Origin of the sequence: Tannerella forsythia 92A2, from assembly GCF_000238215.1 — a bacterium.
Classification (GTDB): Bacteria; Bacteroidota; Bacteroidia; order Bacteroidales; family Tannerellaceae; genus Tannerella; species Tannerella forsythia.
The window spans coordinates 1,860,234-1,878,008 of record NC_016610.1; the positions used below are offsets into that span (position 1 = coordinate 1,860,234).

Annotated in this window: 14 protein-coding genes; 9 read left to right on the top strand and 5 right to left on the bottom strand. The window is 47.1% G+C overall.

All coding sequences use genetic code 11. The features are described 5' to 3' along the window. The first annotated feature begins 86 nt into the window (after positions 1 to 86). The 4 genes from BFO_RS07610 to BFO_RS07635 all read left to right on the top strand — a co-directional run bounded on the left by BFO_RS07610 (position 87) and on the right by BFO_RS07635 (position 5,937). On the top strand, positions 87 to 2,915 hold the full coding sequence (locus BFO_RS07610; protein ID WP_014225081.1) for a M16 family metallopeptidase: 2,829 nt from the start codon (positions 87 to 89) through the stop codon (positions 2,913 to 2,915). A gap of 601 nt (positions 2,916 to 3,516) precedes the next feature. Continuing rightward, positions 3,517 to 4,512, top strand: a complete 996-nt coding sequence (locus tag BFO_RS07625) for an STELLO glycosyltransferase family protein (protein ID WP_014225084.1) — start codon at positions 3,517 to 3,519, stop codon at positions 4,510 to 4,512. A gap of 194 nt (positions 4,513 to 4,706) precedes the next feature. Beyond that, positions 4,707 to 4,802, top strand: coding sequence for a hypothetical protein (locus tag BFO_RS16650; protein ID WP_394330005.1), 96 nt, complete (start codon positions 4,707 to 4,709; stop codon positions 4,800 to 4,802). A gap of 133 nt (positions 4,803 to 4,935) precedes the next feature. Then, a complete protein-coding gene (locus BFO_RS07635) occupies positions 4,936 to 5,937 on the top strand; it encodes a hypothetical protein (protein ID WP_014225085.1) in 1,002 nt (333 codons plus the stop codon). Between the two features lie 171 nt (positions 5,938 to 6,108). Here the strand turns inward: BFO_RS07635 and BFO_RS07640 are convergent, their stop codons facing one another. From BFO_RS07640 to BFO_RS07655, 5 genes are all read right to left on the bottom strand, one after another. Continuing rightward, entirely contained in the window at positions 6,109 to 7,317 is a 1,209-nt protein-coding gene (locus tag BFO_RS07640) for an ROK family transcriptional regulator (protein ID WP_014225086.1), read from the bottom strand. Between the two features lie 242 nt (positions 7,318 to 7,559). Next, positions 7,560 to 7,913, bottom strand: a complete 354-nt coding sequence (locus BFO_RS07645) for a MarR family transcriptional regulator (protein ID WP_041591212.1) — start codon at positions 7,911 to 7,913, stop codon at positions 7,560 to 7,562. Positions 7,914 to 7,930: 17 nt separating this feature from the next. Continuing rightward, a complete protein-coding gene (gene trxA / locus BFO_RS07650; RefSeq protein ID WP_014225089.1) occupies positions 7,931 to 8,389 on the bottom strand; it encodes a thioredoxin in 459 nt (152 codons plus the stop codon). Between the two features lie 8 nt (positions 8,390 to 8,397). Beyond that, a complete protein-coding gene (locus BFO_RS14990; RefSeq protein WP_014225090.1) occupies positions 8,398 to 8,598 on the bottom strand; it encodes a hypothetical protein in 201 nt (66 codons plus the stop codon). A 15-nt stretch (positions 8,599 to 8,613) separates the two neighbouring features. Next, on the bottom strand, positions 8,614 to 11,058 hold the full coding sequence (locus tag BFO_RS07655) for an FAD-dependent oxidoreductase (RefSeq protein WP_014225091.1): 2,445 nt from the start codon (positions 11,056 to 11,058) through the stop codon (positions 8,614 to 8,616). 371 nt (positions 11,059 to 11,429) lie between these two features. On the opposite strand from BFO_RS07655, the gene BFO_RS07660 reads away from it, so the two are divergent. The 5 genes from BFO_RS07660 (at position 11,430) to BFO_RS07680 (ending at position 17,636) form a co-directional block, all read left to right on the top strand. After that, positions 11,430 to 12,182 carry a hypothetical protein gene (locus tag BFO_RS07660; RefSeq protein WP_041590778.1) on the top strand — a complete coding sequence of 251 codons (753 nt, stop codon included), beginning with the start codon at positions 11,430 to 11,432 and terminating at the stop codon, positions 12,180 to 12,182. Continuing rightward, entirely contained in the window at positions 12,179 to 13,927 is a 1,749-nt protein-coding gene (locus tag BFO_RS14435; RefSeq protein ID WP_014225093.1) for a S8 family serine peptidase, read from the top strand. Before BFO_RS07660 ends, BFO_RS14435 begins: the two co-directional genes overlap by 4 nt. Before the next feature lie 235 nt (positions 13,928 to 14,162). Further along, entirely contained in the window at positions 14,163 to 14,699 is a 537-nt protein-coding gene (locus BFO_RS07670) for a shikimate kinase (RefSeq protein WP_014225095.1), read from the top strand. Between the two features lie 59 nt (positions 14,700 to 14,758). Then, the gene (locus BFO_RS07675) at positions 14,759 to 16,618 is read left to right on the top strand and encodes a 2-oxoacid:acceptor oxidoreductase subunit alpha (protein WP_014225096.1); all 1,860 of its coding nucleotides are present in this window, start codon (positions 14,759 to 14,761) and stop codon (positions 16,616 to 16,618) included. A gap of 4 nt (positions 16,619 to 16,622) precedes the next feature. Further along, entirely contained in the window at positions 16,623 to 17,636 is a 1,014-nt protein-coding gene (locus BFO_RS07680; RefSeq protein ID WP_014225097.1) for a 2-oxoacid:ferredoxin oxidoreductase subunit beta, read from the top strand. The last annotated feature ends 139 nt before the right edge of the window (positions 17,637 to 17,775 follow it).

Here is a 17,775-nt window from a genome sequence, read left to right on the forward strand (position 1 = left end):
CGTAAGATAACATTCCGTTAACATGAACATTCACCCTCCATTTATACCTTTGCCGAAGTTTTTTTAACAGATAAAATTCAGAACAGATGAAAGCACATTTCAAACACATGATGCTCCTGCTTGCTTTCTTTGCAAGCGCGACTACACTCAGGGCTCAGCAGATGCCCCCGATCCCCGTGGACAAAGAAGTACGTGTCGGTCGGTTGGAAAACGGACTGACGTATTACATCCGCGCCAACAAACGCCCCGAAAACCGGGCTAATTTCTACATCGTACAACGCGTAGGCTCCATTCTGGAAGAAGAAAATCAGCGCGGTTTGGCACATTTCCTCGAACACATGGCCTTTAACGGTTCCAAGAACTTCCCCGCAGGCGATGACGGCAAAAACATGATCTCGTATCTCGAAACCATCGGCGTGAAATTCGGGGCTAACTTGAACGCCTATACGAGCATGGACGAAACGGTTTATAACATCAACGATGTCCCGACAACCACAGCAGGAGCCGTAGACTCATGCCTGCTGATCCTGTATGACTGGTCGAATACCCTGCTGCTACGCGAGAAGGAAATCGATAAAGAACGTAAGGTGATTCACGAAGAATGGCGTACGCGCCGTAACGCCTCACAGCGTATGATTGACTCCATCGCTCCGGCCATCTTCAAGGACAGTAAGTATGCCCATCGCATGCCGATCGGGCTTATGAGCGTGGTCGATCACTTCGAACCGCAGGCACTGCGCGACTATTACCATAAATGGTATCGCCCCGACTTACAAGGAATCATTGTCGTGGGAGACATCGATGCGGAGGAGATCGAGCAAAAAGTAAAAAACCTCTTCGGCAGCATTCCCAAACCGGAAAATCCGGCCGAACGGGTCTATGAACAAATACCGGACAACGATGAACCGATTGTTGCCATAGCCACCGACAAGGAGCTTCCGAACAACAACGTGATGATCGCTTTTAAAAGAAAGATTATACCTGCCGACCGAAAAACGACGATGGATTATCTCGTATTCCGATTTGCCACGCAAATGATCAGCCGAATGTTGAGCGACCGTCTTCAGGAAATGTTGCAGCAGGAAAATCCGCCGTTCGCCTTTGCGACGGTCATGGACGGTTCTTTTTACGGCGTACATGCCAATGATGCCCTGCAATTGATCGGTGTAGCCCGCCCCAAAGAAGCGGAAATCACCATTGCAACACTACTGCGCGAAACGAAACGCGCCCATGATTTTGGCTTTACCGAAGGCGAGTACGAACGTGCCAAAGCGAACTATCTGAGCGGAATGGAAAAATTGTACAACGAACGGGAAAAACAACTCAACGGCTTTTATGTGCAGAAATACATACAGCATTTCCTCAAAAACGAACCGATCCCTTCTATCGAAGACGAATACAACACCATGAGTCGGATGATCGTACCCAACATCCCGGTGGAAGCAATCAATCAAATCATGCAGCAGATCATCACCGATAAAAACAGAGTGGTCGTTCTGATGGGCAACGAAAATGAAAGAGCGACTTATCCGTCTCTCGACCGGATACGCGAAATCATACAAGAAGTAGACCGCGAAAAGTTGGAAGCCTATACCGACAACACCGTGCAAGAACCGCTCTTGGCACAACTCCCCCCCAAAGGCAGTATCACGAACGAAACGACGGATGTTGAACGGGGCGTAACGGTATGGACACTCTCGAACGGAGCAAAAGTAGCGGTCAGAGAAACCGATTTCAAACAAGACGAAATTCTGATGTCGGGCTTTGCCTTTGGAGGAACGTCTGTCATCGGGAACGAACATCTCGCCGAAATCAAACTGATGGATGATGTCGTTCCGGAAGGAGGGTTGGGCAATTTCAGCGCTACCAATCTTAAAAAAGCCTTGTCAGGCAAACATGCCGGCGTAAGTACTAATGTCGATCAATACAACCAGAATGTCAATGGCACAAGCAATGTTAAAGACTTGGAAACAATGATGCAGTTGCTCTATCTGAGATTTACGGCTATCCGTAAAGACGAAACGGCATATAAATCGATTGTTGGACGCCTGAAAGGGCTCTTGCCGATGTTAACGAGTAACCCCGATTTCGTTTTCGGCGACTCGCTGACAAGTACGATCTATATGAACGATCCGCGCATGTCTATCCCAACCGTCGAAGAAATTGAGAGTTGCAACTACGACAATCTGCTCGAACTGTATCGCGCCCGGTTTGCCAATGCAGCTGACTATACGTTCTCTTTCGTGGGGAATGTCTCTCCGGCTCAGCTCAAACCGCTGGTAGAGCAATATATCGCCTCACTGCCGGGTACCACCGCCACCGCCATGTACGATAAAAACCGTACCCCCGAACGCAAAGGCATATACAATAACCATTTTATGCGCAAGCTCGAAACCCCCAAAGCCACAACAGCCATCGTATATTCGGGCGATATGGTATACAGTCCCGAAAATATCATCTGTCTGAGCGCTCTGTCGCAACTCTTCCAGATGGAGTTCACAGATAAGATTCGCGAAGAAAAGGGTGGAACATACGGCGTGCGCGTACAAAGCGATGCCCGAAAGATTCCTTCCGAAGGCTTCTCTCTCCAGTTCAGATTTGACACCGATCCTGCCCGACGCACGGAACTCGTCAATGCCATCAACGATGTAACCCAACGATTACGAACGGAAGGCCCCGATGCCCAAATGTTGCAGAAGGTCAAAGAATATATGCTGAAACAGCATGCCGACAACCTGAAAGAAAACAGGTATGCCCTCCGAAACTTGCAAGAGTATCTGATTCACGGCATTGACCGCGAGAAAAACTACGTCAAACACGTAAACAATCTGTCAATCGCATCGCTGCAACAGTTCACCGACGAACTGCTGAAACAGAATAACCGCATCGAAGTATCGATGAGCAGCCAAGAATAATTTTCCGTAACAAGGAAAGCCCCGAAAGGCCGTCCCGCTTCCGTACGAACGAGACGGCCTTTTCCATGTAGCCGATGCGAGAGCTACTCCCTTCCAATCGAAAGCAGCCTATTATTCCCATTTATTCCCATTCGTCAATTCCGGATACAAAGATATGGACATATTTTTTCATGCTGAAAGAATCGATTTCGTATTATTTTCTACCTTTGCACCGTATCATTGCAGTTTTTGCCAATGCAACAAATAAAAAAATGAACATTGAAAAAAAGACGTTATTTTCCATACGTAACTGGATCCTCCGGACAAACAAGCCTGTATGGGGTTATTCGTCTGTAAAAGGTTTAACCTGTGTTTTTTAGAGAATCATCCGGATTACGTTTTTATGCCGTGAAGTTATTTATATAAATTCGAATATGTTATTTAGTTATGCCGTCATCATCCCTATGGCCAACGAAGAAAACGATTTTGAATCGTTCGTTTCGATTTTAAAGGATGAATTAGATCGTATAGGTTCCGGATCGGTTTATTTTATCGTAGATAAAGTATTGTTTTATTATTTTTTCAAACGTTTAAAATTCCAATCCATTGATATAAAAGAGCAATGAAAAATACTACTTTAATCATTACGTCTATTGCTTCGGATAAACATCCGGTGCTCAGTCGCTTTGCTCAAGAGGCAGCCTTACATTCGGTTCGCTTTATGGTCATCGGGGATAAAAAAAGTCCTACCTTTCATCTTGACGGGTGTGATTTCTTTTCCATTGAGAGACAATGTGTGATGCCTTACACGTTGGCTCGATTGTTGCCGTTTGGTCACTACGCACGCAAAAATCTTGGCTATCTTGAAGCGGCACGGCACGGTGCAGAAATTATTATCGAAACGGATGATGACAACTATCCGGAAACCTGCTTTTGGAGAGAACGAAATAAAATGGTCACTGCGCATTGTCTGAAAGAAAAAGGTTGGGTAAATATGTATGGATATTACACCCGCAGCATTGTATGGCCTCGTGGCTTTGCACTTGAACATATTCAAAGCGAGCTTCCGGAATTGGAACCGTTGCAAAAAATATTGGCTCCCATCCAGCAAGGTTTGGCAGATTTAAATCCCGATGTCGATGCTATTTACCGCTTAACACAACCCTTGCCGGTAAGTTTTCAAAAAGAACCCAAACGTATTGCATTAGGACATGGAAGTATCTGCCCGTTCAACAGCCAAAATACGACATGGTTCCGCGAAGCCTTCCCTCTCATGTATCTGCCTTCGTATTGCAGCTTCCGGATGACTGATATTTGGCGTTCATTCGTGGCACAGCGAATTGCATGGACGTGCGGTTGGAATATTTTGTTTCATGAAGCAACAGTTTGGCAAGAACGAAACGAACATGCCATCATCAAAGATTTTAAAGATGAAATTTCAGGATATTGCAATAACCGTGAGATTATGGATAGACTTATGCAATTGGACCTGAAAGAAGGAGTAGAGGCTATACCCGAAAATCTGATACGTTGTTATCGTGCATTCGTTGAAATGTCATTAATAGAAGAAAAGGAACTGACTCTTCTTGATGCATGGATTACAGACATAAACAGTTAATTCTATTATGAACAGACGAGATTGTTGAAATATAGATGATCCTTCTTGGCTAAATGAAGAGTGGCAGTAAGTTGGATGCGATCTTCAGAAACTTGATGATAGGCGAACACAATGAATTGAAGAATCGATATATGGTTGTGAATCCCCCGTCAGAAAACTATCTGAATCCTGCCATGAAAGAAGGTCTTGTTACGATGCTCTACCCTAACAGTCCGAGACCCCCTCGTCAGAAATATCTACTGACAGTAAAAGGATTAGCTGTTTGTAATTCAAAGCAGACGGTAAGGTGATAGTAAGAGATGGAGAATAAAAGGGATCGTTTGGGGGCTGATTGCAAACCTGTGTGATCTTTCGATGGGCGAGGTGGAAGAAGGTGTTGGGATTTGAGATCCTTCTTATTAAAATTGCATTAATAATTGATATATGATGGATTTAAAAGGTGTATTTACGGATAGACATTATCAGGACTGGCCAAGCTGGCATATTGTATATGAATGGGAAGATGAATTGTCTCATGCGCTACATTTACCGTTAAAAAACAGTCCGGAAGGAAGCAAACATGTTTTGTATAACATGTTTAAACATATTGATCATAAGGTGTTTAATGGTGGAGTTGGCCGTATGATCGCAGATTGGGGCCATAGAGACAAGGGCTGTTGTCTCTATTTTGAAATGTGTGCCAAACGATATAAAAGCTTTTCCAACAGCCGGAGAACGATTCCGGTGATTATCGATTTTTGGGATAAAGAGGGTATAGAGCGTTTTAAAAAATTATATGCAGACTGTCCGTATCTTCTGGTTACAAGTCTGGAAGTGCTCAATTTCTTAAAAACAAATCAGGTAAGAAACAACTTGATCCATTTTCCAATGACTTTACCTTCTATGTACAGATTAAATCCGGCACAATCGTTCGATAAAAAGATCGATATCATATTGGCCGGCAGGAAGAATCCTGTTCTTTGGAATTTTCTCAAACAATATGAGGCTGCACACCCGGACGTTGAATATCTTCATCAGATACGGAAAGATGGGGAGTTATATTATGAGAGTAATAAAAAAGGCATTGTCGGGAAGTTTCACACACGTCGGGAATACATGAATCTGTTGAAAACGGCGAAAGTCGCATTTTATGCAACTCCCGGTATGGATGGAGGGGAGCGACGCACAGGAGGTTTTAATCCTGTTACCCCGAGACTCTTCGAATTACTTTCCGGCGGTTGCCACATTATTGCACGGTATCCGAAAACAGTAGAAACGGACTATTATCGGTTAGATGAGATCTGCCCTTCAATCACGACTTACCCTGCTTTCGAAAGTCAATTGAGCAATGCCTTAAAATCCTCTCCGCCCACAGAAGCGAATGCTGCGTATTTAAAAGATTTTTATACGTCGATCAATGTTGAACTTTTAAAAAAGATGATGTAAGGCAGGATGTTACGAATACTGAAGAGATACAAAATCTACCGTATCCATCGGTTTTTTCTTTCCAGTTCGTCTGACAGTTACTGTGGGGGTAAATGCTCTTTCTTTCTTCTTCGGACCTCTCCGTAGAAAAATAGCCTTTATCCTTTGAATTACAAGTTTAAAACCAGCCTTTTAAATCAACCCCAGCATTTTGCTGCGCGAGAGGAGGCAGGCGCCGATCACGCCGGCGCGTTCCTGAAGACGGGAGAGCTTGATCTCCGTGTCCTGACTGACAAGATTCAGGGAGTATTTTTTGATGGCGCTTCGGATGGGCAGGCGGATATAGTCGCCCGTTGCGGCAAGCGCACCGCCGAGCACAACAAGCTCGGGGTTGAAAATATTGATCAGTCCGGCGATGCTTTTTCCAAGGTTCAAGGCGATCTGTTCGAGGATGTCGATACATAGGACATCTTCTTTCTGAATGGCCTCGATAAGATCGGCCAGTGAGATGGGTTCGCCGCTTTCGAGACGTGGTGCCAGAATGGAACTGCTTCCCTGTTTATGCCGTTCTACAAGATGTCGGTAGAGCGCTGCTCCCGAGGCCTCAGTTTCCAAGCATCCTTTTTTGCCGCAATGGCAGAGGATCTCGTTATCGAAGAGGCAGAAGTGCCCGAATTCGCCGGAGAATCCCGATTTTCCGTAATAGAGGCGACCGTCGACGATGATGCCGAGTCCCAGCCCCCACGTCAGGTTCAGGAAGAGGACGTTCTTTTCTCCCTGTACGACTCCCTGCATGTATTCACCGTAGGTCATTGCCCGCGAGTCGTTCTCGACATAGGTTTTGATGCCGAGTCTTTCTTCGAAAAGTTCGGCGAGCGGCTTTTCTTCGAAATAGAAGATGCTGTAACTGTAGCCCGACATGGGGTTGACCCGTCCCGATATGTTTACGCCGATGGCCAGAATTTTGGAACGGGGGACGGGCAGCACATGGATGAACCGGAGGATGATCTCGCACAGAACGTCTAATGCTTCGCGTGTATTTTCGAGTTTATAGGAGATGTTTTCGTTCATTCTGAGGCGCCCGCCTTTGAAGTCGACGGCTGCCAGATGCACGCGGTCGCGCATCACGTCGACCCCGATAAAGTAACCCGAATCGGGATTCAGTCCGTAGATGTTCGGTTTGCGTCCGCCATTCGTGTCCTGCTTGCCGAAGTCCAGAATATAACCGTCTTCCTGCAGCTCGCCGATAAGCTTGGTGACCGTCGGTATGCTCAAATCGATCTCTTTGCACAGTTCGGCGATTGTCGTATCGCCATTGGCAATATAATGCTGAATGATTTTCTTCTTCAGCATCTCGGTTCGGTTGTTACTTTCGGCTGTAATTAAAAACTTCGTTCCCATAGATTTCGATTGTCGTGCAAAAGTAAATACTTTATTGCCGACGTACAATTTTTTTTTCGGATTATTCAGCCGGATTTTCGGCGGGACATCATTGGTCGCGGGGCTTTTCGGCTTCTTTCGTATGGGGCGTGTGCCGGTTCTCCTGTAAAAAAGGCCTTTACGCCGGTCCTCATCGTTGGAAACCGGTGCAAAGGCCTTGGAGTATAAGTGTGGATAAGATTGGCTGTTTTCCGTCCTCTTGTTTACGAAGCGATGATTTCGTTCAGGAACTCCGGAATCTCCACCTCTTCGCAACAGATCGATGCGATTTTCTCGCGTCCTTTTTCCGTCAGGGCAAAGTACATCTGTCGTTTGTCTGTCGTGCCAAGGATGCGGGTAATCAATCCTTTCTCCTCGACCGAGGTGATGACTTTCGACGTGTTCGATGGGGTCAGTCCCAATAACTCACCAAGTTCGCCTGACGACAAACGTTCCGATTGGTGAAGGGAGCAGAGAAGCATCCCTTCGTTCAGGCAAATCCCGTGGCGTTTCACGAACCGTTGTTCGAAAGCGATGATGCTTCGCTGCACGTCCCTGATTTTGCATAGCTTCTCCATGTTTCCCGACATCGCACTTACTTTTTCAGCAGGATTCTGTCGATGGCATTCTTCAGTTCGGCTTTTCCCATGGCGCCCATGCTCATCTGAGGCTGTTCGTTCATTGGCACGAACAGCAACGACGGGATGGAACGGATGCCGAAGGCTGCGGCCAGCTCTTGCTCTTTCTCCGTGTTGATCTTGTAAATTACGATGCTGTCGCCATATTCGGCCGCCAGTTCTTCGAGGATCGGAGCAATCATTTTGCACGGACCGCACCAGGATGCATAAAAATCGATCAAGGCCGGTTTGTCACCTAAGTATTTCCATTCCGACGGGTTCGTTTCATAGTTCGCTACTTTCGTCAAGAATTCCGCTTTTGTTAATTCTACTGTTTTCATTTTTTCTTCGTTTTTAGAATGATTATGTTTTGCTTCTTTGTTGCCGCAGGCGATCATCGCCACCGAGGCAAATAAAATTAAAAATAATTTATTCATTGGAGTGATTATTTAGATGGTTTGTTAAACATGCCGAGTAACAGGCCGCCTGTGATGGCTCCCCAAACGACACTGCCCATGGGAGATGCCGTGATGGGGCAAGTGCCACTTGCACAGCCGACAAATTTCCAATACAAGAATCCTCCCACACCTCCCAACAGGGTGCCGAGCAGGGTAAGTCCGTACTTTTTTAATAATCTTGTTTCCATTGCTGTAGTTGTATGTTATATGAATAAGTTGACGTTGGCGTTTTCCGCGCGTTCCATGTAAGTGGCTACTCCGCCTACGGTGACTTCGTCGAGCAGCTCTTCACGTTTCACGCCCATCACATCCATCGACATTTGGCAAGCGATGAACTCTACCCCGTGATCGATGGCTTGCTGACGCAACGTCTCGAGCGAGTCGATGCCTTTCCGCTTCATGATATGGCGCATCATCTTGTCGCCGATCCCGAACATGCTCATCTTGGAGAGATGGAGCTTCAGAGAACTGGACGGCAGCATCATCCCGAACATACGTCCGAAAAGCTCTTTTTTGACCTTGGGCTTCAATACTTTTTTGATGACATTCAGCCCCCAGAACGTAAAGAATATCGTTGTTTTATGTCCCGTGGCGGCGGCTCCTCCGGCCAGCACGAACGTGGCCAGTGCCTTATCCAGATCGTCGCTGAACATGATCAGGGTTTTCGACTTGCCCTCGCACGACGTCACCGTCCGGCAAGCCTGCGCTCCGCCTTTCTCGATGACAACCGTATATTTGCCTTTCTCGTCTGCGATCGATATCAGACGCTGCCCCGTTGTATTGCACCATGCCTGCGCATCACGGGCAAACCCCGGGTCGGTGGCCGTCATTTCAATGCGTTCGCCTTCGCCGATCGAGTCAATGGCCTGTTTAAGTTTCATCACCGGCCCCGGACATTGCAGCCCGCAGGCATCGATCCGGATGACCTTAACGTCATTCTCCGTCTGAGTCTCCATGTCGATATTAGCCTGTGAGGGAGCCGGTGCCGGTTGATCGGATAAGGGTGCGACGGCGGCGGAATACGTCTTGTATCCTCCCGATAGGTTTTTTACTCGCGTGAAGCCATGTGCCCGCAGGATTTGTTGCGCCAGATAACCGCGAAGCCCGACGGCGCAGAACGTATAAATCTCTTTGTCTTCAGGGAGTTCGTCGAGACGGTCGCGCAAATCGTCAAGTGGGATATTTACCGCACCTTCGATCGATCCGAACGCGTATTCTGTCGCTGTACGTACATCAAGCAGAAGCACTTTGTCACGGTCTGTCCGAACGATATCGCGCCATGAAACGACGGGCATCGTCCCGCTGACGATATTATTCGCCACGTAGCCTGCGATGGCTATCGGGTCTTTGGCCGACGAGAACGGTGGGGCGTACGTATGTTCTACTTTCATCAGATCGTAAATCGTACCGTCGTTTTTGATCAGCAACGCAATCTGATCGATGCGTTTATCCACCCCTTCATATCCTGCCGCCTGTGCACCGTAGAGCTTACCCGTTTCAGGGTGAAACGTGAGTTTGACGGTCAAAGGCAATGCGTCGGGGTAATAGCTTGCGTGGGAGACGGAATGCGTTGTGGATTCGGCATAAACCATCCCCAACTGTTTGAGGCGTTTGCCGGCCAAGCCCGTCGAAGCGACCGTCAGATCAAAGACTTTTGCGATCGACGAGGCAATCGCGCCTTCGTATCTCGCAACATTCCCGAAGACCATGTTGTCCGCCACGATCCGTCCTTGCCGATTGGCCGGGTTGGCGAGAAAGTTCAGGTAAGGCTTACCGGTCAGAGGATGAGGATATTCGATCGCATCTCCGACAGCATAGATGTTTTTCACCGATGTTTCGAGGTATTCATCTACCCGTATGCCTCCTGTCTCGCCAAGAGCTATTCCGGCTTTCTTCGCTAATGTGGTACGAGGACGGACGCCGATGGAGAGTATCACCATATCGGTCAAAAGCGTTTGACCGCTCTTGAGAAAGACTTCGATCTTGTCGCCCTTACGTTCAAAGCCTTCGACGCTCTGCTCCAGGAAAAGCGATACTCCTTTTTGCAGCAGATGCTGATGAACATGTGAAGCAATCGAAAAGTCGACGGGCGCCATCACTTGGTTCCCCATCTCGACGACGGATACATGCGCCCCCGTTCGATGCAGGTTCTCAGCCATCTCCAGACCGATAAATCCGGCTCCGACAATCACTGCGTTTTCGATCTTGTGCGAAGTGATGTACGTTTTGATCCGGTCGGTATCTTCTACATCTCGAAGCGTGAAGATCCCTTTGCTGTCGATCCCTTTCAACGGCGGACGGATGGCCGACGCTCCCGGAGAAAGCAATAGTTTGTCATAGTTTTCCGTGTAGGAAGAGCCGTCTGCACGCCGTACGGTCACCGTCTGTCTTGACGGATCAATGGCCACGACTTCGTTTTCAACCCTTACGTCGATTTTAAACTGACGACCAAACGATTCGGGCTTTTGCACAAACAGTCTTTCACGTCCTGCAATCGCACCGCCAATGTAATAAGGTAATCCGCAGTTGGCATACGAGATGTATTTCCCTTTCTCAAGCAGTACGATCTCCGAAAACTCATCGATGCGTCGAATCCTTGCTGCTGCGGTTGCTCCTCCCGCAACTCCACCTATAATAAGGTATTTCATATTCTTTCTAGAATAAATTTTCTCCTATATGTTGTTTTATTATGTTCCAATGGAAATAATGGCGCAAAGATAAAACTATATTTCCGATAAAACAAATTTCCAACGGAAAATTATTCATTGATTAGATATTTGCTTCGAGATTGCTAAATAAATATAAAAAACACAAAATCCTAAGGGCTTTATAGAGGGTTCGTTTTTTATTTATACTTTCGAAACATTATTAATTTTAAATCAGTAAAAAAATGGAAACGAACGTTAGAATGAGAACGGATAGTAGATATTATCAAGTTCAACGAAATTTGCGAATATGCAGTTGTTTTAAGGTTTTCTTTTTTAAATATTTTTGTTTGTTATTATCTTTAGTTGTGGGTATGTCTTGCAGGAAAGAAGACGGTCCGGACAAACAGGATGATGGCATCAGGATTGAAAATCTGGATACGAGGCTGCGGATAGCAGTGCCCGATAGTCTTGATCCGGATGTCGAGAATTTATGGCATGCCAATACCGGAAACATACTGGTATACTACCCACCGTTTAATATTTCCTATATGGGCAGGCCATATTCTTATAAGGGCAAAGCCTTCTTCGGCTATATGGATGAGCAGGGAGCGATTATCGAGTGCGAAGTGAAAAACCTGCCGGAATCCGTAAAGGACTGGAAAGCAGAGTTGGTGTATGATACTGGATTCGGTACGATTCGAGAAATCAATGTGCGGATGAACGGGGTTGTTCGGCTTGATACGGCCGGGCAGGCAATAAAACGAGGTATGCTGGAGTTGACTTCATTGGAACCGTCAGGGGGTAAATCCAAATCCGTATTGCAGCGGGGATTATATTTTCTCACATACCCGAGTCAGGACGAAAGGGTAAAGGTTGATTTTGTCAATGAAAGAGAGGTCGTATTTTTTTCAAAAGGGTACTATCATTATGAAATTCGTGAAGACAAACATACGATTGTACTGAAAGATACTGTTTCAGGAAAAGAATGGGAATATTTTTTCCATGTGATAAATGACTACGAATTTGAATTTGAGTATCCTTCGGGCAGTGTTTTAGAATATCCGAGGTTTCGGATTTTGACTTTCAAACATATAGATAAACTACACAAAAAAGTAAAGCTATGAAACGATTATATCTATGTCTATTTGTTGCACTTCTTGCAACGAGTCTGTTTGCTCAATCGGATTTTTTCTATTCGAAAGATGGGAAAAAAGAGGTATTTAAGATTCGAAAAGACCTCGTTGTCATTAAGACGAAATCGCAGGATTTGCAGGACCGGGCTATTCGGCAATTCAAGTTCGAATCGTTGGATAGGCTGTCCGACGGTTGGGTAAAAGCGAAGGTCGACCCGAATCGATTCCGGGATGAAGAACTTATGCGATCCGATAGGGTAGAAGATGTCTATTATATGTTGGAGTATAACAATACTGCACAGCTTGCTTTATCCAACAGTATTTTTGTCAAGCCCCGCGAAGGAGAAACGATAGAAAACGTAATCCGGAAAAGCGGATTATCCGGTAAAATCAGAAAAAATGAACTGATTTTGCCGGCATCGGGAATATCTCTACTGACGTTAGACTGCAAGATGAAAGATATTCTATCCGTATGCCGTAAGGTATATGAAACGGGAACGGTCGATTTTGTCGAACCCAATTTTTATATGGAAGCGATGTTGGGCAATACGTACTGGCCTCAACAGTGGACATTCAAAAATACCGGACAGACTGGTGGAATCCCCGGAATCGATATCAATATCGAGCCTGCGTGGAGAATCACCAAAGGTAACGGTAATATCAAGATTGCCATTGTCGATCAAGGTGTTGATTTAACGCATCCCGATCTGGAAGCCAATCTGCTGAAGTATCTCGGATATGATGCTACCGGAGGTAATTCCAAAGGAAGCTATACGGGTAATGACGGTCACGGCACATGGTGTGCCGGAGTGGTAGGCGCAATCGATAATTCCATCGGAGTGGTAGGCGTTGCACCGAAATGCAAAATGATACCGATAAGAATATTCTCAGATAATTATGTAATAACGCCTGTTCAAATAGATATTAATGTGAGAGGGCTTAGACATGCTTACCAATCCGGTGCTGATGTTATCAACAATTCATGGGGACTTAATAGCTACAAAAGCCCTACTCATGATGCCGTTATTAGCGAATGTATTCTTCGGGGAAGAAGCGGAAAAGGATGCGTAGTTGTTTTTTGTTCTCATAATGATGGAAAACCTCGGGTACGCTACCCTGCCAATCTTCCGAATGTAATGGCTGTAGGTTCCGTGGATAATAAAGGGAGACGCGTAGGGAGTTCCAACTACGGTAAAGACCTGGATGTGGTCGCTCCTGTTGGCCCAGACGGAAAAGAAGATGCGGCTATAAGAGTCTATACAACCGATTTACAAGGACCTAAAGGCACCAATACGGCGCCCGGTCCTGCAGGTGATTATCGCCATGGTTTTCGGGGTACTTCGGCTGCCTGTCCGCAGGTAGCGGGGATTGCCGCATTGATTTTGTCCGTTAATCCGCATCTGTACGAACATGAAGTCCGGAGTATTATCGAAATGACATGCCGTAAACTGGACCGTTATGAGTTTAAAGAGACGCCGAACCATCCCAACGGTTCCTGGAATAATGAGGTGGGGTACGGCTTGGTAGACGCCGAAGCCGCCGTCCAAGCGGCAAACTGTATCTATAATTTGGCGAATAACATATCGTCCAACCGATTTGCCCGGAGCTGCGGTTCCGGTTTTACATTGCAGAATGTAACGGTCTCTAATCGTGCAAAATTGACGGTCAAATCGCCTGAAACGTCCGTTAGCGGAACATTTGAGGTGAATTCAGGTTGTTGCTTTGAGATAAGATAATAAAAGGAGATAACAGGAACTCGTGTTCGGAGAATTTTGAGGGTGTGTCAAAACGCTATGTTTGGGCACACCCTCTTTTAGATGTGTAAATTCCTCCGGACTTTATTTAGCCTGCTTGGTGCTGTTCGAACAGACTGTTGTGACCGGATTTAATACGGTTGCTCTGAAGATTATTTGCAGAGCAGGCTTCTTTTAAGATTTATTTTCTACCTTTGTCCCCGAAAAAGTCAGTAGCATGAGACGCATTTTCCTGATTGGCTACATGGGAGCCGGTAAGACGACGATGGGCAAAGAGCTTTCGAAGCAAAGCGGATTGTCATTTATTGATCTCGATCACTTTATGGAGGGGCGATATCGTAAAACGGTTCGACAGCTTTTTGAAGAGAAGGGAGAAGAGACGTTTCGGCAAATCGAGAAAAAGGCCTTGTATGAAGTGGCTGATTTTGAAAACGTGGTTATATCTACCGGAGGAGGGACTCCGTGTTTTTTTGACAACATGGCATACATGAATTCGATCGGGACGACGGTCTACTTAAAGGCTTCACCTCAAGGGCTGTCCGAGCGTCTTGAACATTGCAGACCGAATCGCCCTTTGTTGAAGGGACTTTCGGGAGAAGGCTTGATGAATTTCGTCGCAGAATCATTGGCGCAGCGTGTGCCTTTTTACGAGCAGGCACACATTACGTTCGATGTAGAAGTATTGGTCACCGAGCATCACGTCATAGCACAAGCATCGAAGCTTCAAGAAATGATCGACACACGCTATTCGTAAAATATATATCCATATAATTATACTTTATTCTGAAAATATTGAACAATATTTAAATTGTCATGACAGAACCAACCAAAGTAACGACACTGGATCATGTGGTGATCCGTTTTTCGGGAGATAGCGGTGACGGTATGCAACTTACCGGTACGATCTTCTCCAATCTGTCGGCCATCTTCGGGAACGATATCTCCACGTTCCCCGACTATCCGGCCGAAGTGCGTGCGCCGCAAGGCTCACTGAGCGGTATTTCCGGCTTTCAGGTACATCTGGGAACAAAGAAAGTTTACACTCCCGGTGATAAGGCCGATGTACTGGTGGCCATGAACCCTGCGGCGCTTAAGGTTAACGTGAAGAATCTCAGACCGGGTTCGATCGTAATCATCGATTCCGACTCGTTCACGACGAGAGACCTTGAGAAGGCGGAGTTTAAGACCGAAGACCCTATGGAGGAGCTTGGTCTGACGAATGTGCAGGTCGTTTCCGCACCGATCTCGACCATGGTACGTGACGGACTGGCCGAATTCGGATTGGATAACAAATCGGCCTTGCGCTGCAAGAACATGTTTACGCTTGGGCTGGTTTGCTGGCTGTTTGATCGTCCGTTAGATCATGCAATGACCATGCTTCAGACCAAGTTTGCTAAAAAACCGGATATCGCCAAAGCCAATATCAAGGCTCTGACCGATGGATATAACTACGGAAACAACATTCATGCCTCCGTTTCGACTTACCGTATCGAAGGATCGAAGCAGAAGCCCGGCATTTATATGGATGTGAATGGAAATAATGCTACTTCGTACGGACTGATCGCTGCTGCCGAAAAAGCGAACCTTCGGTTGTTTCTCGGGAGCTATCCGATTACTCCCGCAACCGATATCTTACACGAACTGTCCAAGCACAAGAACCTTGGCGTCATCACCGTACAGGCCGAAGACGAGATCGCCGGCATTTGTACGGCGATCGGTGCCAGCTTTGCCGGCTGCTTGGGGGTGACATCGACCTCCGGTCCCGGACTGGCGCTCAAGAGCGAAGCCATCGGGTTAGCCATGATTGCCGAGTTACCGTTGGTGGTCATCGACGTGCAGCGCGGAGGCCCGTCGACCGGTATGCCTACCAAGAGCGAACAGGCCGACTTGATGCAGGCGCTTTACGGACGAAACGGAGAAAGCCCAGTCGTTGTACTGGCTGCCTCGACTCCTACCGACTGTTTCGATATGGCCTATTGGGCCGGTAAGTTGGCTGTGGAGCATATGACTCCGGTCATTCTGCTGACGGATGCGTTTATTGCGAACGGTTCTGCCGCCTGGCGTATCCCGGATTACCTGAACGATTATCCGGAAATCAGACCGAACTACGTGGAGAATTACAGGAATCCCGAGCCGTGGAAAGCCTACCGGCGCGATAAGAATACGCTTGTCCGCTATTGGGCAGTGCCCGGAACCGAAGGGTTTACGCATCGTATCGGCGGGTTGGAGAAAGATTACGATACCAGTTCTATCTCGACCGATCCCAGGAACCATCAGAAGATGGTGCAGACACGTCAGGGGAAAATCGACAAGATTGCAGATTATATTCCCGATGTCGAAGTGTTGGGCGATCAGGATGCCGACCTGCTGATCGTAGGCTGGGGCGGCACGTACGGTCATCTGCATGAGGCGATGGACATTCTGCGTCAGAACGGCCATAAGATCGGACTGGCTCATTTCCGTTTTATCAACCCGTTGCCTAAAAATACGGAGCAGATCCTGAAACATTATCCCAACGTGGTGGTCGCCGAACAGAATAACGGACAGTTTGCCGGCTATCTGCGGAGTAAGATCAAAGACTTCAATCCGCATAAGTTTAATCGTATCAAAGGACAACCCTTTGTTGTATCCCGTTTGGTTGAAGAATTCACGAAAATTATGGAGGGCAAATAAAATGATGAATACAGATTTGAAATATACTCCCAAAGATTATAAAAGCGATCAGTATGTGCGCTGGTGCCCCGGATGCGGCGATCATGCCACGTTAAACTGTCTGCACAAGGCCATGGCCGAAGTGGGGATACCGCCCCATCAGACGGCCGTGATCTCCGGTATCGGCTGCTCGTCGCGATTGCCGTATTATATGAATGCGTATGGCTTTCATACCATTCACGGCCGCGGCGCCGCCATTGCGACGGGGGTGAAAACGGCACGTCCCGATCTGAGTGTCTGGCTCGTCACCGGCGACGGAGACTGTCTGGCCATCGGAGGAAATCACTTCATCCATGCCATTCGACGTAATGTCGATCTGAATATTGTGTTGATGAACAATAAGATCTACGGGTTGACGAAGGGACAGTATTCTCCGACCTCCGATCGTGGATTCGTATCGAAAAGTTCGCCATACGGAACAGTGGAAGATCCGTTTATTCCCGCCGAGCTGACATTGGGTGCCCGCGGCCATTTCTTCGCCCGTGCGCTTGATGTGGACCTATCGAACCTGACGGATACTCTTGCGGCATCCGCCCGCCATAAAGGAGCATCCGTTACGGAGGTGCTTGTCAATTGCGTCATCTTTAATCATGGGATCCATCGGCAGGTTTCGGACCGCGAGGTACGTGCCGAGAAGACGATTTTCCTGCGCCACGGCGAAAAGATGCTCTTCGGCAAAGACAATCAGAAGGGACTTGTGCTTGACGGCTTGAAGTTGAAGGCGGTGACACTTGGAGAAGACGGTTATACGATCGACGATATCCTTGTTCACGATGCGCACGAAAGAGATAACACGTTGCACATGATGCTTGCTATGATGAGAGACGAGATGCCTTTAGCACTCGGTATTATCCGCGATGTAGAAGCACCGGTGTACGATGAGTCCGTACATCGGCAGCTTGCCGATGTACAGGCTAAGAAGTCTCCCCGAACACTGCACGAGATGTTGATGACCGGCGAGACGTGGGAAGTCAAGTAAGTCGTTGTACTTAGATAAGACAGGAAAAAGTCGCCCCTTAAGACGAGGAGGCGACTTTTTTTAATGCCATACAGAGGGTCGGTAGGGAAGAGTAGGCGGAAGCATCAGGAGTTCTTCGGCCAATCGCCCACGATAAAGA

What these genes read in the sequence shown, in the direction of transcription:
- BFO_RS16650 (WP_394330005.1), top strand. Translation starts at nt 4,707, where the DNA reads ATGCTCTACCCTAACAGTCCGAGACCCCCTCGTCAGAAATATCTACTG.
- BFO_RS07645 (WP_041591212.1), bottom strand. Translation starts at nt 7,913, where the DNA reads ATGGAGAAGCTATGCAAAATCAGGGACGTGCAGCGAAGCATCATCGCT.
- BFO_RS07680 (WP_014225097.1), top strand. Translation starts at nt 16,623, where the DNA reads ATGAATACAGATTTGAAATATACTCCCAAAGATTATAAAAGCGATCAG.
- BFO_RS07610 (WP_014225081.1), top strand. Translation starts at nt 87, where the DNA reads ATGAAAGCACATTTCAAACACATGATGCTCCTGCTTGCTTTCTTTGCA.
- BFO_RS14435 (WP_014225093.1), top strand. Translation starts at nt 12,179, where the DNA reads ATGAAACGATTATATCTATGTCTATTTGTTGCACTTCTTGCAACGAGT.
- BFO_RS07675 (WP_014225096.1), top strand. Translation starts at nt 14,759, where the DNA reads ATGACAGAACCAACCAAAGTAACGACACTGGATCATGTGGTGATCCGT.
- BFO_RS07660 (WP_041590778.1), top strand. Translation starts at nt 11,430, where the DNA reads ATGTCTTGCAGGAAAGAAGACGGTCCGGACAAACAGGATGATGGCATC.
- BFO_RS07640 (WP_014225086.1), bottom strand. Translation starts at nt 7,317, where the DNA reads ATGGGAACGAAGTTTTTAATTACAGCCGAAAGTAACAACCGAACCGAG.
- BFO_RS07670 (WP_014225095.1), top strand. Translation starts at nt 14,163, where the DNA reads ATGAGACGCATTTTCCTGATTGGCTACATGGGAGCCGGTAAGACGACG.
- trxA (WP_014225089.1), bottom strand. Translation starts at nt 8,389, where the DNA reads ATGAATAAATTATTTTTAATTTTATTTGCCTCGGTGGCGATGATCGCC.
- BFO_RS07655 (WP_014225091.1), bottom strand. Translation starts at nt 11,058, where the DNA reads ATGAAATACCTTATTATAGGTGGAGTTGCGGGAGGAGCAACCGCAGCA.
- BFO_RS14990 (WP_014225090.1), bottom strand. Translation starts at nt 8,598, where the DNA reads ATGGAAACAAGATTATTAAAAAAGTACGGACTTACCCTGCTCGGCACC.
- BFO_RS07635 (WP_014225085.1), top strand. Translation starts at nt 4,936, where the DNA reads ATGATGGATTTAAAAGGTGTATTTACGGATAGACATTATCAGGACTGG.
- BFO_RS07625 (WP_014225084.1), top strand. Translation starts at nt 3,517, where the DNA reads ATGAAAAATACTACTTTAATCATTACGTCTATTGCTTCGGATAAACAT.